The organism is Phenylobacterium sp. (assembly GCF_030654915.1).
In the GTDB taxonomy this organism is placed as follows: Bacteria; Pseudomonadota; Alphaproteobacteria; order Caulobacterales; family Caulobacteraceae; genus Phenylobacterium.
Genome location: NZ_JAURWM010000136.1, coordinates 1 through 22,506, shown reverse-complemented (window position 1 = coordinate 22,506; position 22,506 = coordinate 1). Strand labels below are relative to the sequence as shown.

18 protein-coding genes and 1 pseudogene are annotated in these 22,506 nt (G+C 67.1%); 10 read left to right on the top strand and 9 right to left on the bottom strand.

Features of this window, described 5'->3' with window-relative positions:
• From Q7T84_RS07100 to Q7T84_RS07075, 6 genes and pseudogenes are all read right to left on the bottom strand, one after another.
• Positions 1-348, bottom strand: a pseudogene (locus Q7T84_RS07100) (hypothetical protein); the annotation flags it as partial.
• A gap of 72 nt (positions 349-420) precedes the next feature.
• Positions 421-1,317, bottom strand: a complete 897-nt coding sequence (locus tag Q7T84_RS07095) for a hypothetical protein (protein ID WP_304807137.1) — start codon at positions 1,315-1,317, stop codon at positions 421-423.
• A 98-nt stretch (positions 1,318-1,415) separates the two neighbouring features.
• A complete protein-coding gene (locus tag Q7T84_RS07090) occupies positions 1,416-2,744 on the bottom strand; it encodes a hemolysin family protein (RefSeq protein WP_304807135.1) in 1,329 nt (442 codons plus the stop codon).
• Between the two features lie 117 nt (positions 2,745-2,861).
• Entirely contained in the window at positions 2,862-3,953 is a 1,092-nt protein-coding gene (locus Q7T84_RS07085) for a collagen-binding domain-containing protein (protein WP_304807133.1), read from the bottom strand.
• A gap of 224 nt (positions 3,954-4,177) precedes the next feature.
• Positions 4,178-5,380 carry an acetyl-CoA C-acyltransferase gene (locus Q7T84_RS07080; protein ID WP_304807131.1) on the bottom strand — a complete coding sequence of 401 codons (1,203 nt, stop codon included), beginning with the start codon at positions 5,378-5,380 and terminating at the stop codon, positions 4,178-4,180.
• A gap of 80 nt (positions 5,381-5,460) precedes the next feature.
• Positions 5,461-7,542: a 3-hydroxyacyl-CoA dehydrogenase NAD-binding domain-containing protein gene (locus tag Q7T84_RS07075; RefSeq protein ID WP_304807130.1), complete on the bottom strand. Its 2,082-nt coding sequence runs from the start codon at positions 7,540-7,542 to the stop codon at positions 5,461-5,463.
• Positions 7,543-7,715: 173 nt separating this feature from the next.
• Between Q7T84_RS07075 and Q7T84_RS07070 the strand changes: the two genes are divergently transcribed.
• From Q7T84_RS07070 to Q7T84_RS07050, 5 genes are all read left to right on the top strand, one after another.
• The gene (locus Q7T84_RS07070; RefSeq protein ID WP_304807128.1) at positions 7,716-8,492 is read left to right on the top strand and encodes an SDR family oxidoreductase; all 777 of its coding nucleotides are present in this window, start codon (positions 7,716-7,718) and stop codon (positions 8,490-8,492) included.
• Positions 8,493-8,647: 155 nt separating this feature from the next.
• Positions 8,648-11,620 (top strand): YdbH domain-containing protein, encoded by a 2,973-nt coding sequence (locus Q7T84_RS07065; RefSeq protein ID WP_304807126.1) that lies wholly within the window; start codon positions 8,648-8,650, stop codon positions 11,618-11,620.
• A gap of 48 nt (positions 11,621-11,668) precedes the next feature.
• Positions 11,669-11,851, top strand: coding sequence for a YnbE family lipoprotein (locus tag Q7T84_RS07060; protein ID WP_056736326.1), 183 nt, complete (start codon positions 11,669-11,671; stop codon positions 11,849-11,851).
• Positions 11,852-11,862: 11 nt separating this feature from the next.
• Positions 11,863-12,228, top strand: coding sequence for a YdbL family protein (locus tag Q7T84_RS07055; protein WP_304807119.1), 366 nt, complete (start codon positions 11,863-11,865; stop codon positions 12,226-12,228).
• 109 nt (positions 12,229-12,337) lie between these two features.
• Positions 12,338-13,042, top strand: a complete 705-nt coding sequence (locus Q7T84_RS07050; protein WP_304807117.1) for an alpha/beta fold hydrolase — start codon at positions 12,338-12,340, stop codon at positions 13,040-13,042.
• 104 nt (positions 13,043-13,146) lie between these two features.
• Here the strand turns inward: Q7T84_RS07050 and Q7T84_RS07045 are convergent, their stop codons facing one another.
• Entirely contained in the window at positions 13,147-13,353 is a 207-nt protein-coding gene (locus Q7T84_RS07045; protein ID WP_304807115.1) for a hypothetical protein, read from the bottom strand.
• Positions 13,354-13,516: 163 nt separating this feature from the next.
• Here Q7T84_RS07045 and Q7T84_RS07040 point away from each other — a divergent pair, with 163 nt between their 5' ends.
• Both Q7T84_RS07040 and Q7T84_RS07035 read left to right on the top strand, forming a co-directional pair.
• The gene (locus tag Q7T84_RS07040) at positions 13,517-14,956 is read left to right on the top strand and encodes a short-chain fatty acyl-CoA regulator family protein (RefSeq protein ID WP_304807113.1); all 1,440 of its coding nucleotides are present in this window, start codon (positions 13,517-13,519) and stop codon (positions 14,954-14,956) included.
• 101 nt (positions 14,957-15,057) lie between these two features.
• Positions 15,058-16,287, top strand: coding sequence for a TetR/AcrR family transcriptional regulator (locus Q7T84_RS07035; protein ID WP_304807112.1), 1,230 nt, complete (start codon positions 15,058-15,060; stop codon positions 16,285-16,287).
• 150 nt (positions 16,288-16,437) lie between these two features.
• Here Q7T84_RS07035 and Q7T84_RS07030 read toward each other — a convergent pair whose 3' ends face one another.
• Together Q7T84_RS07030 and Q7T84_RS07025 are read right to left on the bottom strand one after the other, a co-directional pair.
• Positions 16,438-18,144: a GAF domain-containing hybrid sensor histidine kinase/response regulator gene (locus tag Q7T84_RS07030; protein WP_304807110.1), complete on the bottom strand. Its 1,707-nt coding sequence runs from the start codon at positions 18,142-18,144 to the stop codon at positions 16,438-16,440.
• A gap of 135 nt (positions 18,145-18,279) precedes the next feature.
• Positions 18,280-19,215 (bottom strand): isopenicillin N synthase family oxygenase, encoded by a 936-nt coding sequence (locus Q7T84_RS07025; RefSeq protein WP_304807108.1) that lies wholly within the window; start codon positions 19,213-19,215, stop codon positions 18,280-18,282.
• Positions 19,216-19,300: 85 nt separating this feature from the next.
• On the opposite strand from Q7T84_RS07025, the gene Q7T84_RS07020 reads away from it, so the two are divergent.
• From Q7T84_RS07020 to Q7T84_RS07010, 3 genes are all read left to right on the top strand, one after another.
• Positions 19,301-19,975 carry an OmpA family protein gene (locus Q7T84_RS07020; RefSeq protein WP_304807106.1) on the top strand — a complete coding sequence of 225 codons (675 nt, stop codon included), beginning with the start codon at positions 19,301-19,303 and terminating at the stop codon, positions 19,973-19,975.
• 204 nt (positions 19,976-20,179) lie between these two features.
• Positions 20,180-22,027 (top strand): monovalent cation:proton antiporter-2 (CPA2) family protein, encoded by a 1,848-nt coding sequence (locus tag Q7T84_RS07015; RefSeq protein WP_304807104.1) that lies wholly within the window; start codon positions 20,180-20,182, stop codon positions 22,025-22,027.
• Between the two features lie 71 nt (positions 22,028-22,098).
• The coding region (locus Q7T84_RS07010) for a CoA transferase subunit A (protein ID WP_304807102.1) at positions 22,099-22,506 on the top strand (408 nt) is incomplete at its 3' end.

The following is a 22,506-nucleotide window of genomic DNA, read 5'->3' as shown; positions in this document are numbered from 1 at the left end:
GGCGGGCGTCGGCGTCGCGGGGCGCGGAGCCGGCGCGCCCGCGAGCGGCCGGGTCGCGAGCGGTGTGGGCGCGCGCGTACCAGGCATGGGCAGGGTGGCGAGCGGCCGCGGCGCCGCGCCTTGCGGTGTCAGCGAACCGCCGCTGAGGATGCCTGAGGGCCGCGTCGGCGCGGTCGAGAACGACTTGGGCGCCGGCCTGGGCGGGACCGGCGCGGGCGTGGGTTCGGGCGGCTGGGCGCTTGCCTCCGTGGACTTGGGCAGCGGACCGATCCGCATCCGCCCTTGGGACGGCAAGCGTCCCCAGGGGCTCGAACGCGAGAAAGGGTTGTCCGGGTCGGGCGGCAGCATCGGCGATCTCCAGCGCCGGTCGGTTGGCGCCGCGCGACTTTAGTCCAGACTTCGACGGTTGTTAGGCGCCGACTATCGCTGGGCTGTCCGGATCGGCGCCCCGGCCGCTTTTGTCGCACAGCTGCTGGGCTCCATCATGCCGTGCATGGCCAGGCAGAAGATGTCCTCGTAATACGGGCCGGCGCTGGCCAGGCACTGATAGAGGTTCAGCTTGGCCACCCGCAGGCACATGCCGCTCTTGGGTTCGTTCAGCAGGCTTTTGGCCTTGGCCCCGTCGCCCAATACGGTCAGGGCGGCCACGGCCAGGCCGCGTGTGACCACGGGGCTCGCCGGCCCGCCGCGCCGTCCGCCGTCGGACACCGCCGCATAAAGTCTGGCCTCGTCGCCCGCGACCGGACGATAGCCGGCGCTGGAGATTTGCTTGACCCGTGTCAGCCGCGCCTTGGCGTCGGGCACGAAGACCTGGGACCAGGCCTGGTGCTGGATGCTGTAGGAGACCTTCTTGACCCGCATGCCGCTGGCGTTCAGCGCCTCGCCCTGGCGGAACAGCGCGGCGTTGGCGCGCGCCGCGCCCGAATCGGCGCCGGGCAGGCTGGTGGCGAGGTCGGGCCTTGAGACCAGCCGTTTGGCGAGCTGCCCGTCCTTGCCGGCCTTGCGCACGCCGGCCACGAATTTCGGATCCTGCAAGGCGGCGACGGCGGCATAGGCGATCATGCCGGCCTCCATCTGCTTGGGATCATAGGCCGAGCCGACGCGCAGGCCTTCGGCCACCGCCGCGGGGCCGGGGAACTTGTCGTCGATGGCGCGCGCATTGCGCATGAAGGCCTCGAAGGCGCTGGCCTGGGCTTCGATCTGGCGATCAGCGCGGACCGCCTGGGCGGCGCCCCTTTGCGGCGGCGCGGCCGCGCAGCCGGCCAATACGACAGCGGCGGCTGCGGCGGTGAGGCCCAGCCTGATCTTGAAGTCCATGACGGACCCTCCCGTACTCAAGGGCCCCCCCGCCAATGAGGCAGACTTCACCCGTTCATCATGAAGGAACGGTTGCCAAGCTTGGCCTTGGGTCGCCCCTAGGTCGACAGGATGTCGGTCAGCGAGGGTTCGTCGGGGTTCTGCTGCTTGGTGAACAGCAGCTTGTCGATCCGGCGGTCGTCCATGTCGATCACCTCGACGCGGTAGCCGCCGATCTGGAACACGTCGCCCTCGGTGGGCAGGCGTCCGACCTCGTGCAGGATGAGGCCGGCCACCGTGTGGAAGTGGGTGGTCTCGCTGAAATCGGCGCCCAGGGCCTTGGCCAGGTCATCGACGTCGGCGCGGCCGTCCACCAGGAAGCTGCCGTCCTCGCGGCGCAGGATCGTGGTGGGGTTCTCGGCGTCGTGGTCTTCGTGGAAGTCGCCGGCGATCATTTCCAGCAGGTCGGTCGGAGTGACGATGCCTTCCAGCGCCCCGAACTCGTCGACCACCAGGGCCATGTGCAGCGGCGTCTGCTTGAGCAGTTCGACGGCGCGCAGCAGCGAGGTGTTGTCGACGATGTAGAGCGGCGTCGCCATGATCTTGGCGATGTCCAGAGGGGCTCCGTCGATCAGGGTGTCCAGCACGTCCTTCTTGTGGATCACGCCGACCGGCTCCTCGACGTCGGCGCCGCTGGTCACGACGATCCGCGAATAGGGACAGGCGCGGATGTCTTCCTTCTGTTGCTCGGGGGTGTCGGCCAGCGAGATCCAGTAGACGTCGCGGCGCGGGGTCATGGCCACCCGCACCTGGCGGTCGCCCAGACGCAGGACCTCGCCGATCATCGCCTGTTCCTCAGGCTCGATCAGTCCGGCGCTGGCGCCCTCGGCCAGGGCGCTCTCGACCTCTTCCTGGGTGATCTTCTCACCGCGCTGGTCGCGAATGCCCAGCAGGCGCAGCACGCCGACCGTGGAGGCCGTCAGCAGGGTGACGAACGGGCCCATCGCCTTGGCCATGAGGGTCAGCGGACGCGCCACCAGCGCGGCGATGGTCTCGGGGAAGGCCATGGCGAAGCGCTTGGGCACCAGTTCGCCGACGATCAGCGACAGATAGGTGATGATCACGACCACCACGGCGGTGGAGATCAGCTCCGAATAGTCGTGCAGGGCCGGAATGGTCTCGAGCATCAGGTCGAGTTCGCCGGCGATGGTCGCCTGGCCATAGGCGCCCGACAGAATGCCGATCAGGGTGATGCCGACCTGGACGGCGGCCAGGAAGCGGGTGGGGTTTTCAGATAGGCGGAGCGCGGCTGCCGCGCCCTTGTCGCCCCGTTCGGCCCGGCTTTGCAGCTTCGCGCGTCGGGAGGACACCACGGCCAATTCGGACATGGCGAACAGGCCGTTGAGCACCAGGAGGAGGAGCACGACGGCCGAGGCGAAGACGATCATTAAAGTGCGGATCCAGGCAAGGCCCTCTGGGAGCCCCGCCGGGAGCCTAACGGCGAATGCCCCGACACGCGAGAATTGATCTCGCGAGCGGGGCCGCTCAATTCATCAGACGCGAGTTTAGGCGGCGAGCGCGACGCGGTTGCGGCGGCGGATGGTCGAGCCGATCAAGCCAAAGCCGACGATCATCATCGCCCAGGTGGCCGGTTCCGGAACGGCCGACTGCAGGATTTGCAGGTTGCCGGCGAAGCCGCCGAGATGGATTTCGCCATTCTGTTCCAGGCTGCCGAAGACGGCCGAGCCCTGGATGAAGTTGCCGATCTTGCCGGAGGCGTAAGGAGCCAACACCGAGCCGTAGAAGCTATTTGAGCCGAAATCGACGGTCTGGGCTTCGTAGAAGTTCCAGATCACATGCTCGCCGAGGCCGCTGTTGGCGCCGATGAAGTTCTTGGCGATCTTGGCGTCCTTGCCGCCGACATTGACGACGATGGTGTCAAAGCCCTTGGTCAGGAATTGAATCTCGCCGACCTTGTTGAAGACGCTGGTGTCGGCCAGGTCGAACACGGCCAGCTTGCCGTCGCCGGTGGCGGGCGAGAACTGGATGCGGTTCTGCAGCGGAAAGCTGACCTGGTCCGTCGGGGTCAGGCCGGCCAGATAGGCCGACAGGTCCTTCACGCCGAGGGCATAGTCGGTGGCCTGGACCTGGAGGCCGGCCGAGAAGCCGGGCAGACCGAGGTTCGATTGGATCGTCCCGCCGTTCTTGTTCATGTTGCCGCTGGCCGCGCCGCCGATCTGGACGGTGCTGCCTTTGCTGCCGTTGATGTTCGACGCCGAACCGCCGATCGTCACGGTCTGGTTGCCGCCGTTCAGGTTCAGGCCGCTCGACATCGAGCCGCCGATCAGGGCGCCGGAGCTGTTGTTAAGCTGCTTGGTCCCGCCGCTTACGCTGCCGACGACCGTCAGGCCGGGCGCGGTGGAGGTCGGAGCCTTGCCGCCCTTGATGAAGTAGTTGGACGAGTTGCCGGTCAGGTTGCCGCCGACAAAGGTGCGGCCCTCGACCTCGGAGCTGGACTTCAGATTGCCCAGGACGACGAGGTTGTACTCACGCATGACCTGCAGGCCGACATTGGCGTCGGCGAGGGCGGGCGAAGCGGACGCGATCGCGCTGATTGCGGCGATCGGGAGAACGAACTTGCGGATCTGGGAGAACACGAACGGGACCTGTGTGTCAGACTGGAATGCTGCAGCGCAACAATTGGATGTGCCACTAACGCAGTGCAAGAAGCATGCAATCGTATTCACACGCAGGTTGTATCAATTTGGTGTCGCGGCATGCTTTCCCGTTGATTCACCAAAGAAAAAGGGCCGCCCCAGCGAGGCGACCCTTCGTCACACATTGTTTCCGACCTCTCTAAGGTCGTGAACCTGTTGGAAATCTAGAAGATTTCGAACAGGCCGGCCGCGCCCATGCCGCCGCCGACGCACATGGTGACGACGCCGTACTTGGCGCCGCGACGCTTGCCTTCATGCATGATGTGGCCGGTCGCGCGGGCGCCGGTCATGCCGTAAGGGTGGCCGATCGAGATGGCGCCGCCCGAGACATTGTACTTCGCCGGATCGATGCCCAGCTTGTCGCGGCAGTACAGGACCTGCGAGGCGAAGGCCTCGTTCAGTTCCCACATGTCGATGTCGTCGATGGTCAGGCCGTTGCGGGCCAGCAGCTTCGGGATCGCGAAGACCGGGCCGATGCCCATTTCTTCCGGACCGCAACCGGCGACGGCCATGCCGCGATAGGCGCCGAGCGGGGTCAGGCCGCGCTTTTCAGCTTCCTTGCGTTCCATCAGCACCACGGCGGCGGCGCCGTCGGACAGCTGCGAAGCGTTGCCGGCGGTGACGAACTTGCCTTCCTTGACGAAGATGCCGCCCTTGAAGACCGGGGCCAGCTTCTGCAGATCGGCCAGGGTGGTGGACGGACGGTTGCCCTCGTCCTGGGTCAGGGTGACTTCCTTTTCGGAGAACTCACCGGTTTCCTTGTTCTGCACCATCATGATCGAGGTCAGCGGCGCGAGTTCGGCGTTGAACACGCCGGCGGCCTGGGCCGCGGCGGTGCGCTGCTGCGATTGCAGGGCGTATTCGTCCTGGGCTTCGCGGCTGATGCCGTAGCGGTCGGCCACGATCTCGGCGGTCTCGATCATCGAGGTGTGGATTTCCGGCACGTGCTCGTTGAGCCACTTATCGCTGGTGCGATAGCGGTTCATCTTGTCGTTCTGCACCAGGCTGATCGACTCCAGACCGCCACCGATGGCAACCGTCGCGCCGTCGTTGATGATGTACTTGGCGGCCGTGGCGATGCCCATCAGGCCCGAGGAGCACTGGCGGTCGAGCGTCATGCCCGAGACGGTGTTCGGCAGGCCGGCGCGCAGGGCGGCCTGGCGGGCGATGTTGTTGCCGGTCGAACCCTGTTGCAGGGCAGCGCCCATGACCACGTCGTCGATTTCGCCCGGATCGACGCCAGCGCGTTCGACCGCGGCGCGGATCACGTGGCCGCCGAGCTCGGCGCCCGAGGTGTTGTTGAACGCGCCGCGATAGGCCTTGCCGATCGGGGTGCGGGCTGTGGAGACGATAACCGCTTCACGCATGGGAGGAGCATCCTAGGAATTGGGGAGGAAGATCGTCCCAGGGATCCGGACCCGGATCCCTGGGGTAGGAACAAGTCGCCTTACAGGTCGGCGAACTTCTTGTTTTCGGCGACAAGCTTTTCCAGCGCAGCGGCAGGCTTGAACTGGTCGCCCATGGTGGCTTGGAATTCCTTCATCTTGGCGAGCACCTTGGCCGGACCGACCTGGTCGCCGTAGTGCATCGGGCCGCCGCGATAGACCGGCCAGCCGTAGCCGTTCTGCCAGACCACATCGACGTCGGAGGCGCGGATCGCCTTGCCTTCTTCGAGAATCTTCACGCCTTCGTTGATCATCGGGAAGATGCAGCGCTCGAGGATTTCCTCGTCGCTGATCTTGCGCGGGTTGGCGCCCGATTTGACGATGAAGTCGTTGATGACCTTCTCGGTGAAGGGGCTCGGCTTGGCGACGCGGTTTTCGTCGTAGTCATAGTAGCCGGCGCCGGTCTTCTGGCCGCGACGGTCGGCTTCGCACAGCACGTCGCGGATGCTCTCGCCCTTCGATTTTTCCTTCACCCAGCCGATATCCAGGCCGGCCAGGTCGCTCATGGCGAACGGACCCATGGGGAAGCCGAAGTCGTAGAGGACGCGATCGATGTCCCACGGCATGGCGCCTTCCATGACCAGCTTCTGAGCTTCGCGCTGGCGCGCGCCCAGGATGCGGTTGCCGACGAAGCCGGGGCAGACGCCGACCAGAACGGCGACCTTGCCGATCTGCTTGGCCAGCTTCATCGAGGTGGCGATCACTTCCTTGGAGGTGTGGTCGGCGCGGACGATCTCCAGCAGCTTCATCACATTGGCCGGCGAGAAGAAGTGCAGGCCGATGACGCTTTCCGGACGCTTGGTCACCGAGGCGATCTCGTCGATGTCCAGGCCCGAGGTGTTGGTGGCCAGGATCGCGCCGGGTTTGCAGATGGCGTCGAGCTTGGTGAAGATGTCTTTCTTGATGTCCATGCGTTCGAACACCGCCTCGATCACTAGATCGACATCGGCGAACGAGTCTTCCATCGACAGCGAGCCGGTGATCAGCGCGCAGCGTTCCTCGACCTGGGCCGCCGTGATGCCGCCGCGCGAGGCGGTGCGCTCATAGTTCTTGCGGATGGTGGCCAGGCCGCGATCCAGCGGCTCTTGCTTCTGCTCGACGATCACCACCGGGATGCCGGCGTTGGCGAAGTTCATCGCGATGCCGCCGCCCATGGTGCCGGCGCCGATGATGCCGACCTTCTTGATCGGGATCAGGGCGGTGTCTTCCGGAACGTCCGGGATCTTCTGGGCGGTGCGCTCGGCGAAGAACGAATAGCGCTGAGCGGCCGATTGCGGGCCGCTCATCAGTTCGTTGAACAGCTTGCGCTCGACGGCCAGGCCTTCGTCGAAGGGCAGGTTCACCGCCGCTTCGATGGTCTGGATGTTGTATTCCGGAGCCAGGAAACCGCGGAACTTGCGGGCGTTGGCCTTGCGGAAGTCGGCGAAAATCTCGGGCTTGCCGCGGGCCGCTTCGACCTTTTCGTTCTGGTCGCGGATCTTGCGCAGCGGGCGGCCTTCGGCGACCACCTTCTTGGCGAAGGCGATGGCGCCTTCCTTCAGCTTGCCTTCTTCGACCAGCTCGTCGGTCAGGCCGCCGGCCAGGGCTTCCTTGGCCGGGACGTGGCGGCCCGTGGTCATCATTTCCAGGGCCCGCTCGGGGCCGACCACGCGGGGAAGGCGCTGGGTGCCGCCGGCGCCCGGCAGCAGGCCAAGGTTCACTTCCGGCAGGCCGAACTTGGCCGAGGGAACCGCGACGCGGTAGTGGGCGCACAGCGCCACTTCGAGACCGCCGCCCAGCACGGTGCCGTGGATCGCGGCGATGACCGGCTTGGGCGAGTTCTCTATCATGTCCTGGACGTCGGTCAGGCTGGGACCAGCCATCGCGCCGCCGAACTCGGTGATGTCGGCGCCGGCGATGAAGGTGCGGCCTTCGCAGATCAGCACGATGGACTTGGCGGCGTCGTTGGCGATGGCGGCCTTGAAGCCTTCGTACAGGCCTTCGCGGACCTTGGCCGACAGGGCGTTCACCGGCGGTGAATTGAGGGTGATGACAGCGACGTCGCCTTCGAGCGAGAGGTCGGTCACCGAATTGATCTCGGCCATTTGCGCATCCTCGACTGATTGGAGAGGGGCGGCTCGTGGACGTGGCCACCCTCGATTCAAACGGTTGTTTATAGCCCCCGCCAAGCCGGCGCGAGTCAAAAATCCTTTGGGTTTCCGGACGCCGAACACGGGTCCATAAGCCCTAACTACGATCACCTTAGGGGAAGCAAGACATGGCTCAGGGACTGTTCTCGTTGGAGGGCCGGGTGGCCCTCGTCACCGGCGGCTCGCGCGGCATCGGCAAGATGATCGCCAAGGGCTTCATCGACCAAGGCGCCAAGGTCTACATCTCGTCGCGCAAGCCCGGCGCCTGTGACGAGGCCGCGGCCGAACTTGGCGAAAACTGCATTTCGCTGCCGCAGGACGTCGCGACGGTCGAGGGCTGCAAGGCGCTGGCGACGCGGCTGAGCGACGCCGAGCCGAAGCTTGACATCCTGGTCAACAACGCCGGCGCGGCCTGGGGCGCGCCCTTCGACGAGTTTCCCGAAAGCGGCTGGGACAAGGTCATGGACCTGAACCTGAAGTCGCCTTTCTTCCTGACCCAGGCTCTGCATGGCGCCCTGAAGGCCGCGGCCAGCCATGATCAGCCGGCCAAGGTCATCAATATCTGCTCGATCGACGGCATCCGCCTCAATCCGCAGGAGACCTATTCCTATCACGCCAGCAAGTCGGGCCTGATCTATCTGACCCGCCGGATGGCCGCCGAGCTGATCAAGGATTCGATTAACGTCACCGGCATCGCACCCGGCGCATTCGCCTCGGAAATGAACCGGGTGGCCCGCGACCAGGGCGACGAGATCGCCAAGCGCATCCCCTCGCGCCGCATCGGTCGCGACGAGGACATGGCCGCGGCCGCGATCTATCTGGCCAGCCGCGCCGGCGACTATGTGGTCGGCGAGACCATCGCGGTTGACGGCGGCGTGGCCCTGGCGACCCTCGGCGGACTTTAAAACTTCGCGACGGCCACGCTTTCGGCTGTTTTGCGTTATGACCTGACCCAAAGCAGCCGACGTCGTCCCGTTTGACCGATTCCGAGACCAATCCTTCTCCGCCACCCAGGGCGACCCGACGCCGGTGGCGGCGAAGGCGCACGGCCCTGGCGGTCGTGGCCCTGGTCGTGGTCGTGGCGGGAACCAGCGTCTATGTGACCCGCCGGATCATCGCGCGCGAGATCCTGGTCGGCTGGCTGGAGGCCCGCGGCGTCCCGGCCGAGGTGCAGTTCCGACAGTTCGAGTTCGGCGGCTTTTCGGCCCGGGTTCGGGTCGGACCGGAGCGCGACCCCGACGTCACCGCCGACCTGGTGGAGATCCGCTACGGCCTCACCGGTTTCTGGGCCGGGCGGCCGCTGGGCGTCGAGGTGGCCTCGGTCACCCTGCACCGGCCGATCGTGCGGGCCAGCCTGAAGGGCGGCGCATTCAGCCTCGGTTCGCTCGACCCGCTGATCGAGGAATTCACCAAGCGGCCGCCCCGAGCCGGCGCGCCAAAGCCGAAGATCGTGGTCCGCGAGGGCGTGATCCGCCTGGCCACCGACTATGGCCCGCTGACCGCCCGCGCCAATGGCCGGATGGAGCAGGGCAAGCTGATGGCGCTGGACGCCCGTTTCGACCCGGCGGTGCTGAAAGGCGAGGGGCTCAGCGCCTCGACCGGTCCGTCGCAGCTGCTGCTGATCACCAATCGCGACCGGGTGGACATCCTGTTGACCGCGCCGGTTCTCGATTTGGCGGCCGGCGGCGTTGTCGCCAATCGGGGCAATCTGCGCTTCTCCGCCCAGGGACCCTATCCCGATTTCGAGAAGAAGCGCGGCGAGGGCAAGGTCACCGCGCGGCTTGACCTGGACGGCGCCGCCCTCACCGCGGGCGAGCGCCGGCTGAAGGACTTCAAGCTGCTGGCCAAGTTCGACGGCTCGTCGACCGGCTGGTTCGAGACGCTCGGCCTCAGCGGCGACGGCTCGCTCGAGGCGAGCGCGGCCGGGCTCAGCGGCGCCGGCGCCCATGCCCAGGGCCTGCGGGCCCAGGCGAGCGTCAGCGATCTGCGCTGGACACGCTCGGCCGGCGACGTGGTCTCCAGCGAAGTCACCACCCTGGTCACCGCAGCCTCGGCCCAGGCCGGCGACCTGACCCTGAAGAACGCCCGCGCCGATTTCGGCGGCCTGGTGGCCTTCGATGACCACCGGCTGGACCTGGCGCTGCGCGGTTCGTTCGGCACGCGCGGGGCGTGGTCGGGCCTTGGCCCGGCGCGGGCCGCCGACGACCCGGCCACGCTCGCCCTAAAGAAGGCGGCTTCCGGCTTCCAGCTCACCGCCAATTCGCTGACCATCAGCGCCTCGGGCGACGACCTGTCGGTGCGTCTCGGCGTGCCTGCCAGGATCCGCACCGACAGCGGCGGCGAAGCCTCGCTCCACCGGGCCGGCGGCGCGATCTACGCCAATGGCGCGGGGGCCTTCGACCTCACCGTCTCCGGGGGCGGCCTGCCCGAGGCCAGCATCAACGCCCGCAGTTACCGGCTGACGCCGGACGGCTTGGTCGCCAGCGGCCAGGTCAAGGTTGCGGGCAGTTTCGCCCCGGTGCAGGACGGCGCTTTCGAGGAATCTGGCGACCTGCGGCTGGCGGGCGGGGGGCTCGACTTCACCGCCAACGGCTGCGCCCCGATCACGGCGGCGCATATCGAGCTCGGCGAGAGCGATCTGGAGAAGGTCGCCGCTCAGCTCTGCCCGATCAAAGGCGCGCCGCTGTTCGCCATGCAGGACGGCGAGTGGCGGCTGCGCGGCGAGGTCGTGAAGGCCGCCGCCGCGATCCCGTTCCTGGAGGCCAAGGTCTCCGAAGCCGCGGCCCGGATTGATCTGCGCGGCAAGGGCGCGGCGCTGCGCGGGCGGGTGGGCATCGCGAGCGTGCGCATCGACGACCTGGCTGCCGAGACCCGCTTCCTCCCGGTGCGGGGCTCGGGCGAGGTTCGCGCTGCGAACGGCGGCTGGACCGGGGATCTGATTCTGACCGATCTCGAGGGGCGCCGCCTGGCGGAGGCCGACCTGCGCCACGGGGCTGACGGGCGCGGCAACCTCGCTTTCGACACCGGCATGCTCACCTTCGCGGAGGGCGGGTTGCAGCCGGTGAGCCTCTCACCGCTCGCCGCCATCGTCGCCTCGCCGGCGGCCGGCCGCGCGCGTTTCGACGGCCAGATCGGCTGGGGGCCGGACGCCTCGTCCAGTCGCGGGACGCTTACCGTCGAGCGGTTGGACTTCGTCTCCCCGCTCGGCCCCGTCGTCGGCCTGAGCGGGCAGGTGGCGTTCACCAGTCTGATCCCGCCCATCGCCGCGCCTGGCCAGAGCCTGAAGGCCGAGGCGGTGAACACCCTGGTCCCATTGACCGAGGTCGATATCCGGTTCGGCCTGGAGGGTGACGGCCTGACCATCGAGGGCGCTGAGCTCGCGGTCGGCGGTGGAACCCTCGCCTTCGAGCCCTTCACAGTGCCGTTCAAGGCCGGGGCCTCGTGGAAGGGCGTGCTCAACTTCCAAGGCGTGCAGGTCAAGGAACTGGTCGAGGCCTCGCCGTTCGGCGATCGCGTCGATCTCGACGCCCGCCTGACCGGCCGGGTGCCGTTCGAGGTGACCCCGCAAGGCGTGCGGGTCGCGGGCGGCAGGCTGGCGGCGATCCAGCCGGGACGCTTGTCGATCCTGCGCGAGGCCCTGACCACGGTGGGCGCCGAGGGCGGGGCGGTCACCGCCGCCGGGCCGGTCCCGGCCGAGGTCGCGCCGGAGGCCACCAACACCTTCACCGAGTTCGCCTACCAGGCCATGGAGCATCTCGCCTTCGACCAGCTCGACGCCGAGGTGAACAGCCTCGACAACGGGCGGCTAGGCGTCCTGCTCCATATCAAGGGCGAGCACACGCCGCCGCAGAAGCAGGAAATTCGCCTGACGATCATGGAGCTGATCCGCCGGGACTTCATGAACAAGACCCTGCCGCTGCCGTCGGGCACCAAGGTGGACCTGACCCTGGACACCTCGTTGAACATGGATCAGCTGCTGAAGGACTTCGCCGACTATCAGGCGCTGCGCGGTTCACAAGCGGTTCAGCCGTGACGGCGCACCTTGGCTATGCTTCTTGAGGCCGTGATTTTGGAGAACCGTATGAACAGAGCTCTTCCCGCCGCGGCCGCCTTGGCTGGCGTGGCCTTCTTGAGCGCGTGTGCGCCCACCGTGCGGGTGGAGGTTGCGCCAATCACGATCTACGCCAAGCTGGACGCCGACGTGCGCCTGCGCCTCGACGATGACGTCAAGGCGTTGATCCAGCAGAATCCGAACCTGTTCTAAGGGGTATGACCATGAGCTTCTTCAAACTGATGGCGCCTGTCGCCGCCGTGGTCGGCAGCCTCACCCTGGCTGGCGCGGCCCTCGCAGATCCCGCCTCGGCCAAGGCCGCCGTCGATTCCGCCAAGGCGGCCGGCGTGGTGGGCGAGCAGGCTGACGGCTTTCTGGGCTTCGTGAACGCCGGCGCCGCCAGCGCCGATGTGAAGGCCGCCGTGTCCGAGATCAACGCCGGCCGTCGCCAACTCTACGCCCAAGCCGCCGCGAAAAACGGCGTCACCCCCGCTGCCGCCGGCGCCTCGGCGTTCCGTTCGGTGGTGCAGGGACTGCTCAAGCCCGGTGAATTCTACCAGAACACCGCGGGCGCCTGGGTCCAGAAGTAGGGACTGGTTTTCGCCCATCGACCAACGATGGCCGGCCCCGCGCCGGCCATCAGCGGCGCTGGGGTTCGCGTTTTCGGTTGACCCATCTCAGTCGGATCAGAGGCGCGCCATGAACATTGTTCTCGTCCCCGGCTACATGTTGGACGATGACCTCTGGGCCGATGTCGCCGAGGATTTGGCGCAGGTCGGCAGCCTCTCTTACGCCGACCTTTCGCGTGGCGCGACCATCGAGGAAATGGCGCTGAGGCTGCTGGCGCAGGCCCCCGAGCGATTTGTCCTGATTGGCTTCTCCATGGGGGGCTACGTGGCGCGCGAGGTGATCCGGCTGGCGCCGATGCGCGTCATTGGTTTGATCCTGATCGCCACCTCGTCGCGCGGCGATACAGAGGTTCAAGCTCAGCGAAAGGCGACCGTCGCCCGAACGCCCAGCTTATCCAAGTTCGGCGGACTAAGCCGCGGCGCGATCATGTCGTCGCTGGGATCAGCGCATGCGAATGAGCTGCTAATTGCTCGTATTCGCGCCATGAGCGTCAGGCTTGGCGGAGACGTCTTCGTGCGTCAGTCCAGCTTGGGGCGCGCCGGGGATACCGATCAGCTCGGCTCCATTCATTGCCCGACCTTGGTTGTCGCCGCCGCGGACGATCGGCTGCGTAGCTTGGATGAGGCGGCGGAGCTTCACACCGGCATACACGGCTCCACGCTAGCGGTTATCCCAGGCACGGGGCACATGATCCCGTTGGAGGTTCCGAGCGAGCTGCTCGACGTCATTCGTCCCTGGCTTGGCAACCTGGCCGTGGCCGGCGCGCCGAGTTGAGCGCATCGCATCCCAGATCCCGGCGCATAAAAAGCGAGCCCGTCCTGACCTCGCGGTCGGGACGGGCTCGAGGAGAGACAACTGGGCGCGTGAGCCCCGTGACGTCAGGCCGGAAGAACCAGCTGTTCCGAGGCGATCGCGAAGCGGGTGGTGGCTTGGCTGCGGGTCTCCGTGGACACCTTGCGCCAGACTTCCTTGGCTTCGTCGCGCGACTCGTAGGGCCCCAATACCTGGGGCGCGCCGTTCTTCAGCTTGGTGAAGGCGAGGCAGCTATATTCGCCGCCAATAACCCAGAACCGTTCCTTGGTCATGGTACCTGCTCCCCCGGCCGAGGCCGGAACTGATCGGCTTTTACAAGCCATGATCTGCTCTAACCCTGACTGCGCTGGGAGCGAAGCGTCTATCGGGTGCAACAAGGCGTAGTTGTCACAGCGCGACGTTGTCACAATTGTAAATCTGTGACAATCAGACTCGATGGCTCTCCCGTCGACTGACCGCAAGCTGTTCCTGGGCGCGCGCATGAAGCGCATGCGCCGCGAACTTGGCCTGACCCAGACGCGGATGGCCGAGGACCTGGGGGTTTCGCCCAGTTATCTGAACCTGCTGGAACGCAACCAGCGCCCGGTCACGGCCCAGGTGCTGCTGCGGCTGGCCGAGGCCTATGACCTTGATCTCAAGACCCTGTCCTCGGACCCCGAATCGACCAACGCCACCGGCCTGTCGGAGGTGTTTTCCGACCAGATGTTCCGCGACCTGGGCGTCGCTCGCCACGAGATCGCCGAGGTCGCCGACAGCGCGCCGGCGGTCTCCGAGGCCATCGTGCGGCTCTACCGGGCCTATCTCGACCAGCGCCGTCTCACCGATCTCGGCGCCATCGGCCGGCCCGAGGAGGGTGCGACCTCGGGCCCGACGGTGACGCCGTCCGACTGGGTGCGCGACTTCATCCAGACGCAGAAAAACTACTTCGCCGAACTGGAGGAGGCCGCCGACGCCTTGGTGGCCGACCTCGCCTGTGAGCCGCTGGATTTCGCCGCCGCCGCCCGCGAGGCTCTGGCCAAGCGCTACGGCGTCGCGGTGCGGATCGTCCCGGTCGACGTCTTGCCGGAGTCGGTTCGCCGCTACGATCATCATCGTAAGCGGCTGTTCCTGTCGGAGGTGCTGACCGGCTCTGGCCGATCCTTCGCCCTGGCCTATCAGCTGGCCATGCTCGAACACGGACCGCTGCTCGACGTCCTGGCCGAGCGCTCGGGCGCGCCCGACCGTCCGACCCGCAACCTGATGAAGGTGTCGCTCGCCAACTACTTGGCCGCGGCGCTGCTCATGCCCTACGCCGCCTTCCACGAGGCGGCCGAGCGCACGGCCTACGATATCGATTTGATCCGCGCGCGGTTCGGGGTGTCGTTCGAACAGGCCTGCCATCGGCTGACCACCTTGTCGCGGCCGGGTGCGCGGGGCGTGCCGTTCTTCATGCTGCGGGTCGATGCGGCGGGGAACATCTCCAAGCGGTTCGCGGGCGCCACCTTCCCGTTCTCGCGGTTCGGCGGCACCTGCCCGCGCTGGAACATCCACTCCAGCTTCCGCACGCCAGGCCGCATCGTCACCCAGATCGTCGAGACCCCCGACAGCCAGCGCTATTTCACCCTGTCGCGCACCGTCAGCCGCATCGCCACCTCCTATTCCGGCGATGACTCGGAGTTGGCGATCGGCATGGGCTGCGAGTTGAAGTTCGCCGAGCGGCTGGTCTATTCGCGCGGCATCGACCTGCGTGATCCGGCCGCCACCGCCATCGGTCCGGCCTGCCGGATCTGCGAGCGACCAGCCTGCAAACAGCGCGCGGCCGAGCCGATCAACCGGACCCTGACGGTGGATGATTTCACCAAGTCGATCTCGCCCTATCCCTTTGCGTCAAGCTGAGCCAGAGGCGGACGCTTTGCACCGAAAGGTGCTTTCGATACTAAGAAGTTAGCGCAGGCTTCGAGCGAGAAGCCGCGCGGGGGCGGAGTGACAGGAAACCTATGGCTGAACGTAAGGGGGCTCGATCGACGGACCGCTTCCAGAAGAAGCGCGAAGCCATCCTCGACACCTCCACGATCCTGTTGAACGAACACGGCGTGAAGGGGCTGACCCTGGCTGTCGCCGCCTCGGCCGTCGGACTCTCGACCACCAGCGTCACCTACTATTTCAAACGCAAGGACGACTTGGCCGCCGCCTGCATCATGCGCGGCCTGGACTGGCTGCTGGCCGCCGTCGAGGCCTCGCTGATCGAGTCCACGCCCCAGGCGCGGCTGCACAAGCTGCTGGAGCTTTATCTCGAGCGCCTGCGGCTCACAGCGGTGGGCGAGGCGCCGCCCCTGCCGGCCCTGTCCGACATCCGGGCGCTCAACAACCCACAGCGCACCGAGGTCTTCGAGGCCTTCATGCGGCTGTTCCGCAAGGTGCGCGGCCTGTTCGAGGCCCCGGACTTCGCCTGGCTGGGACGCGGTCGGCGCACGGCGCGCACCCATATGCTGCTGGAGCAACTGTTCTGGGCGGCGGTCTGGCTGAAGAAGTACGATCCCGAGGACTACGGCCGGATTCGCGAGCGGATGTACGACATCCTGGTTGGCGGCTTGGCGGTCGATGGCGGGGCCTGGGAGCCGACCCCGATCCCGCTGGCCGACCTCGCCGCGCGCGAGGGGCCGGAGATGAGCCGCGAGACCTTCCTGCTGGCCGCGACCCGGCTGATCAACAGCCGGGGCTATCGCGGCGCCTCGGTCGACAAGATCTCGGCCGAGTTGAACGTCACCAAGGGCTCGTTCTATCACCACAACGACGCCAAGGATGACCTGGTCGTCGCCTGTTTCGACCGCACCTTCGACGTCATGCGCCGGGTCCAGCGCCTGGCCATGGGCATCGACGGTGACCAGTGGGCGCGGATTTCCAGCGCCGCCGCCGCGCTCGCCGAGTACCAGCTTTCGGAGTACGGCCCGCTGCTGCGGACCTCGGCGCTCTCGGCCCTGCCCAGCGAAATCCGCGAAGAGCAGGTCGCCCACTCCAACCGGGTCTCCGACCGCTTCGCCTCGATGATTTCCGACGGCATCGCCGAGGGTTCGATCCGGCCGGTCGATCCGTTCATCGCAGCACAGATGCTGAACGCCACCCTCAACGCCGGCGCCGAGCTCGGCTTCTGGGTCAATGGTGTGACGCAAAAGGCCGCACCGGCGGTGTTCGCCCGGCCCGCCCTGATGGGCATCTTCGCGAAGTAGGGCGTTTAGCTCCGCATCTCCCCAGGGATTGCATAGCCCAGAGATGTCATCCCGGTTTGCGAAGCAAGACCGGGTCCCGGACAGCGCGCTGCGTGACTTCCCGGATGACAACCATTGGAGCGCGTAAAGCCACGTGCTCGCCCGGGAGGATCAGCCCACCGCCGCGGCCATGGGCTCCGGCGATGAGGCGCGCGCGACCTTCTCGGACCAGACCATCTCAACCACGTGCAGCAGCCGCTCGGCGGTGATCGGCTTGGTCACGTGGCCGTCGGCCCCGGCCCGGGCCGAGGCTTGCGCGTGTTCGGGCATGGCGTTGGCGGTCAGGGTGTAGATCGGCGTGTGGCGATGCAGCTTGGCCTCGCGCCTGCGGATCGCGGCGATGGCGGTCAGGCCGTCCATCACCGGCATTTGCATGTCCATCAAGATCAGGTCGAAGTGCGAACGCGCGGCCTCGTCCACCGCCTCGGCCCCGTTCTCGACCGAGATCAGCTCCACCCCCGCCGCGCCCAGGATCAGTTCGACGACGCGGCGGTTGGTCGGATGGTCCTCGGCCAGCAGCACCCGCATGGCGCCGAGTTCCGCCTCGTCGGGCTGGCAGGTCTCATGCTCGCCCCACATCTCCACCGCTCCATGCCGGCGAGGCAGTTCCAGCGACAGCACGAAGGTCGCGCCTTGGCCGGGCGTCGCTTGCGCGCTCAGGTCGCCGCCCATCGCCTCGGCCAGGGTGCGCGAGATGGCCAGGCCCAGGCCCGTGCCGCCGTACTGGCGGGTGATCGAGCCGTCGGCTTGCTGGAAGCGTCCGAACAGCCGCTGGCGGGTCGCCTCGTCGAAACCGATGCCGGTGTCTGAAACAGTGAATGTCAGGTGGGTGCTGGTCTCGTCGCGCTCGGCGGCGACCAGCAGCTTGACCTCGCCCTGACTGGTGAACTTCACGGCGTTGCCGAGCAGATTGGTCAGGATCTGGCGCAGGCGCGGTCCGTCGCCCTCGAAAGACCCATGGGCATAGGGCTCGATCTCGACGGTCAGCTTCAGATCCTTGGCCTGGGCGCTGGCCTCGAACAGGGCCGCGCAGGCGTTGACCGAGGTGACCAGGTCGAACGGCTCGGGGCGGATCTCCAGGCGGCCAGCCTCGATGCGCGCCAAATCCAGGATGTCGGTGAGCAGGGCCTCCAGGGTCTGGGCCGAGGTCTCGATCAGTTCGACCATCTCGGCCTGCGGCCCGCTCAGGCTGGTCTTGGCCAAGGCGCCGGCGATGCCCATCACCCCGTTGAGCGGCGTGCGGATCTCGTGGCTCATATTGGCCAGGAACTCGCTCTTGGCCTTGTTGGCGGCTTCGGCCTCGCCGGCGAATTTCACCAGGTCGCGTTGGGCGTGGTGGCGCGAGCATTCGTTGGAGGCGATGGCCGCCAGGTCGATCAGCACTTCGGCTAGGGCCGGGTCGTAGGCGCGCGGCGCGCCGCTCGCCACGCAGACCACCCCGATCGCCTGTCCGTCCGCCAGCCGGATCGGGGCGCCGGCATAGAAGCGCACGCCCTCCGCGCCGGCGACGTTCGGGTGGTCGTGGAAGCGCCGATCCTCGAGCGCGTTGGTCACCCAGAGCAGGGTGTCGTCACGCACCACGACCTCGGAGAAGGACTGGTCCTCGCAGACCTGCTCGTCGGTCCAGTCGGGGCCGACGCTGGCGTGCCAGCTACGCTTGGCGCCGACCATCACCACGTCGCCGAGTTCCAGGTCCGCAAAGGCGCGGGCCAACCGGCCGATTCTTTCGAAGGTTGGCTTCAGGTCGTCCAGGTCGAGAGTGGCGATCGCCGCGAGGCGCGCGGCCTCGGCCAGCAACGCCGCTCCATCCTTGGGCATCATGTTCCCCAGACTTCTTGCGGCCGGAGATTGGGTTGAAGAGGGTTAAATTTCCGTCTTTACCAGAACGGCGTTCTGCAGGGCGGGTGCGGGTGGATCTAAAGATCAGGATTCCAGCCGCTTAGCTCATCGGCCCTACAGCAGCTTGATCTCCCGCAGGCGCTCCTTGAGGAACGCATCGGCGGTGATGGGGGCCAGCCCCTTGTCCGGATGGGCGTCGTTGATGCAGCCGGGCAGGGTGGTGATTTCGTAGTCCGGATTGAAGTGCAGGAAGAACGGCGTCGAGTAGCGCGCAAAGCCTCTGCGTTCCGGCGCTGGATTGACCACTCGGTGGGTGGTCGAGGGCAGGACGTGGTTGGTCAGCCGCTGCAGCATGTCCCCGATATTGCAGACCACCGAGCCGGCCGGCGGATTGATCGCCAGCCACTGGCCGTCGCGGTCCAGCACCTCCAGCCCCGCTTCTTCGGCGCCGAGCAGCAGGGTGATGACATTGATGTCCTCATGCGCGCCTGCCCGGATGTTGGGGCCGTCCTTCGGCACCGGCGGATAGTGCAAAAGGCGCAGGATCGAATTGCCGTGATCCACCGTGGCCGCGAAGAACTGGCGGTCAAGTTGCAGATAGACCGCGATGGCCTCTAGAACCTGGCGGCCCAGCGCGTCCAGCGTGTTGAACAGCCAGGCGATCTCGGTGTGGAACTCCGGGATCTCGGCCGGCCACACATTGTCGGGCATGAACTCGCGGAACCGATGCCCGGCGGGCAGGTCGCGCCCCATGTGCCAGAACTCCTTCAGGTCGAAGTGCTCGGCGTTCTTGGCGGTCTCGATGCCGAACGGAGTGTAGCCGCGCTGGCCGCCGACCCCGGCGACATAGCTGCGCTTCACCGCCTCGGGCAGGGCGAAGAACGCCTTGGTGGCGGCGAGGGCGGCGTCGATCCGCGCCTGGGGCAGGTCGTGGCCGGCGATGACCGCAAAGCCATAGCGGGCGAACGAACCGCCCAGATCCTGCGAGAAACCCTGGAAGTCTTGGCCAAAACGCTCGAATGAGACCGGCTCGATCGATGCTGTCGTCACGTCTGATCCTTTACCCGGCGCACCCGGAACCTTGACCGTAGCGGCGGCGTTCGCATCGGACCCCCAATTCGACTGGAGATCAGTAATGCGTAACTGGACCGCCCTTGCGGCTTGTATCCTTGGCGCGGGCGCCATGTCGGCCTGCACCACGATGGACCCCTACACCGGACAGCCGGTCCGCAACAACACCGGCACAGGCGCACTGGCCGGCGCCCTGGGCGGCGCGGCTCTCGGCTACCTGACCAACACCAACCGCAGCGAACAGGGCCGGAAGAACGCGTTGATCGGGGCTGGCGTCGGGGCGCTCGCCGGCGCGGGGGTCGGCAATTACATGGACCGCCAGCAGGCCCAGCTCCGCCGCGACCTGGCCGGCAGCGGCGTCGAGGTTCAGCGCCAGGGCGACAACATCGTCCTGCAGATGCCCAGCGACGTGACCTTCGGCTTCGACCGCTCGGACATTCAGCCGCAGTTCTACGACACCCTGGCTTCGGTCGCCCGCAGCCTCAACGAATATCCGCAGACCCTGGTGGACGTGGTCGGCCACGCTGATTCCACCGGCCGGGCTGACTACAACCAGCAGCTTTCCGAGCGTCGCGCCCTGGCGGTCGCCGACAACCTGACCAATCGTGGCGGGGTGCTGCGTGACCGGCTCTATGTGGCCGGCCGCGGCTCGACCCAGCCGATCGCCGCCAACGACACCGAGGAGGGTCGCGCCAAGAACCGGCGCGTGGAGATCATCCTGCGCCCTCACACCGGCTGACTTTGATTTGGGCCCCTGCTCCCGCGACGCCGGAGCAGGGGCTCGCCTGCCAAACTTTGCCTAGCCGCTGACGTCGTTATGGACAGACTTGGCGCTCCGGCCCGTCTTGTCGCCGTCCCGGTTGCGCCGAGGGGGGTTTTGACACCACATACGCCCAGGTCCCGCACCGTCGCGACGGCCTCCTCGATACGAACTGGAGCGCGCATGGCGGCCGAGGCTGCGGGCATGAACCTGGGGCACGCCGTGGCCCTGCTGGCCGCCGCGGTGATCGCGGTGCCAGTGTTCCGTAAACTCGGTCTCGGGTCGGTCCTGGGCTACCTGGCCGCCGGCCTGGTGATCGGCCCGTTCGGCTTGAAGCTGTTCGCCGACCCCGAGGCCATCCTGCACGTCGCCGAGCTCGGCGTGGTGATGTTCCTGTTCCTGATCGGGCTGGAGATGCGCCCGGCCAAGCTGTGGTCGCTGCGCAAGGAGATCTTCGGTCTCGGCGCGACCCAGGTGCTGCTCTGCTGCGCCCTGCTGTCGGGTGTCGCCATGCTCGGCGGGCTGCCGGTCCAGGCCGCGATCATCGGCGCCAGCGGCTTCGTGTTGTCCTCCACCGCCGTGATCATGAAGATGCTCGACGAGCGCGGCGAGACCTCGACCGAGGCGGGGCAGCGCGCCGTTTCGATCCTGCTGCTGGAAGATCTGGCGGTGGTGCCGTTGCTGGCCCTGGTCGCGCTGATGGCTTCGATGAGCGGGCCAGCCGTCGACACTGGCCGCCCCGTCTGGATGGCCGTGCTGATCGGCCTAGCCTGCATCGCCGCGGTGATCGCCGCTGGCCGCTGGCTGCTCAATCCATTCTTCCAGATCCTGGCCCGCACCGGCGCGCGCGAGATCATGACCGCCGCGGCCCTGCTGGTCGTCCTCGGTACGGCGCTGTTCATGCAGTGGGGCGGGCTTTCGATGGCCATGGGCGCGTTCCTGGCCGGGGTGCTGCTGTCGGAATCGACCTTCCGCCATCAACTCGAGGCCGACGTCGAACCGTTCCGAGGCATCCTGCTCGGCCTGTTCTTCCTCAGCGTCGGCATGTCGCTCGACCTGTCGGTGGTGGCGTCCGAGTGGGGCCTGATCCTCGCCGGGGTCGTGGCCTTCATGGTCGTCAAGGCGGCCGGCATCTACGCCGTCGCGCGGCTGTTCCGCGCTGGTCACCGCGAGGCCATCCAGCGCGCGGCCCTGTTCGCCCAGGGCGGCGAGTTCGCCTTCGTCCTCTATTCGGCCGCCGTCGCCGCCGGCGTGTTCGACGCGCGCACCAGCGCGGCCCTGACCGCCATCGTGATCATGTCGATGGCGCTGACGCCGCTGGTGGTCATCGTCCTGAACCGGCTGCTGCCCGCGCCTAAGGAATCGATGGACGGCATCGAGGCCGCCGCCGGCTTGGAGGGCCGGGTCCTGCTGGTTGGCTTTGGCCGCTTCGCCCAGGTGGTCAGCCAGCCGCTGCTCGCACGCGGCATCGAGGTGGCGCTGATCGAGACCGACGTCGAGATGATCCGCGCGGCCAGCACCTTCGGCTTCAAGGTCTATTACGGCGACGGCACCCGACTGGACGTGCTGCGCGCCTCGGGCGCCGACACCGCCGAGGCGATCCTGGTCTGCGTGGAAAAGCCCGACGTGGCCGACAAGATCGTCGAACTGGTCAAGGCCGAGTTCCCGCTGGCCAAGCTGCTGGTCCGCGCCTTCGACCGCGGTCACTCGCTGCGGCTGATCAAGGCCGGGGTCGATTTCCAGATCCGCGAGACCTTCGAGTCGGCCCTGACCTTCGGCAAGCGCACCCTGATCGAGCTCGGCGTTGATGAGGTGGAGGCGGCCGAGATCGTCCGCGACGTTCGCCGCGCCGACAATGAGCGGCTGGAGTTGCAGGTCGCTGGCGGTATCCAGGCGGGCCGCTGGCTGATGCGCGGCAACATGGCCACCCCGACGCCCGAGCCGTTCTCGGTCCCGCGCCATGGTGGCAAGGCGCTCAATACCGAGGCGGCCGATGTCCTGTCGAAGGCGCCAAGGCAACTCGCCGAATAGACTTCATCAGGTGATGAACTTTTTCGCCTGACCCAGTTCTCAAACCTCAGATTGCGGCTAAAAGGGCTGTCATGGCTGGAAAAACCCAAAAGGACGCCGCTGAAGCCCTGGCTGGGGTGCTCTTCGACGGCATGACCATCATGGCTGGAGGCTTTGGCCTCTGCGGCATTCCTGAGAACCTGATCGCGGGGATCCGCGAGGCCGGGGTGAAGAACCTCACGGTCGTCTCCAACAACTGCGGGATCGACGGCTTTGGCCTCGGCGTCCTGCTGGAGAGCGGGCAGATTAAGAAGATGATCTCGTCCTATGTCGGCGAGAACAAGCTGTTCGAGAAGCTCTACCTCTCGGGCGAGCTGGAGCTGGAATTCAATCCGCAGGGCACGCTCGCCGAGCGCATCCGCGCCGGCGGCGCCGGAATCCCGGCCTTCTTCACCAAGACCGGGGTCGGCACCCTGGTGGCCGAGGGCAAGGAGACCCGC

Excerpts from the sequence above, each read along its gene's own strand:
- Q7T84_RS07075 (WP_304807130.1), bottom strand. The coding sequence starts at position 7,542 with ATGGCCGAGATCAATTCGGTGACCGACCTCTCGCTCGAAGGCGACGTC.
- Q7T84_RS07030 (WP_304807110.1), bottom strand. The coding sequence starts at position 18,144 with ATGCCCAAGGATGGAGCGGCGTTGCTGGCCGAGGCCGCGCGCCTCGCG.
- Q7T84_RS07015 (WP_304807104.1), top strand. The coding sequence starts at position 20,180 with ATGGCGGCCGAGGCTGCGGGCATGAACCTGGGGCACGCCGTGGCCCTG.
- Q7T84_RS07060 (WP_056736326.1), top strand. The coding sequence starts at position 11,669 with ATGAACAGAGCTCTTCCCGCCGCGGCCGCCTTGGCTGGCGTGGCCTTC.
- Q7T84_RS07080 (WP_304807131.1), bottom strand. The coding sequence starts at position 5,380 with ATGCGTGAAGCGGTTATCGTCTCCACAGCCCGCACCCCGATCGGCAAG.
- Q7T84_RS07040 (WP_304807113.1), top strand. The coding sequence starts at position 13,517 with ATGGCTCTCCCGTCGACTGACCGCAAGCTGTTCCTGGGCGCGCGCATG.
- Q7T84_RS07055 (WP_304807119.1), top strand. The coding sequence starts at position 11,863 with ATGAGCTTCTTCAAACTGATGGCGCCTGTCGCCGCCGTGGTCGGCAGC.
- Q7T84_RS07090 (WP_304807135.1), bottom strand. The coding sequence starts at position 2,744 with ATGATCGTCTTCGCCTCGGCCGTCGTGCTCCTCCTCCTGGTGCTCAAC.
- Q7T84_RS07095 (WP_304807137.1), bottom strand. The coding sequence starts at position 1,317 with ATGGACTTCAAGATCAGGCTGGGCCTCACCGCCGCAGCCGCCGCTGTC.
- Q7T84_RS07045 (WP_304807115.1), bottom strand. The coding sequence starts at position 13,353 with ATGACCAAGGAACGGTTCTGGGTTATTGGCGGCGAATATAGCTGCCTC.
- Q7T84_RS07070 (WP_304807128.1), top strand. The coding sequence starts at position 7,716 with ATGGCTCAGGGACTGTTCTCGTTGGAGGGCCGGGTGGCCCTCGTCACC.
- Q7T84_RS07035 (WP_304807112.1), top strand. The coding sequence starts at position 15,058 with ATGGCTGAACGTAAGGGGGCTCGATCGACGGACCGCTTCCAGAAGAAG.
- Q7T84_RS07020 (WP_304807106.1), top strand. The coding sequence starts at position 19,301 with ATGCGTAACTGGACCGCCCTTGCGGCTTGTATCCTTGGCGCGGGCGCC.
- Q7T84_RS07050 (WP_304807117.1), top strand. The coding sequence starts at position 12,338 with ATGAACATTGTTCTCGTCCCCGGCTACATGTTGGACGATGACCTCTGG.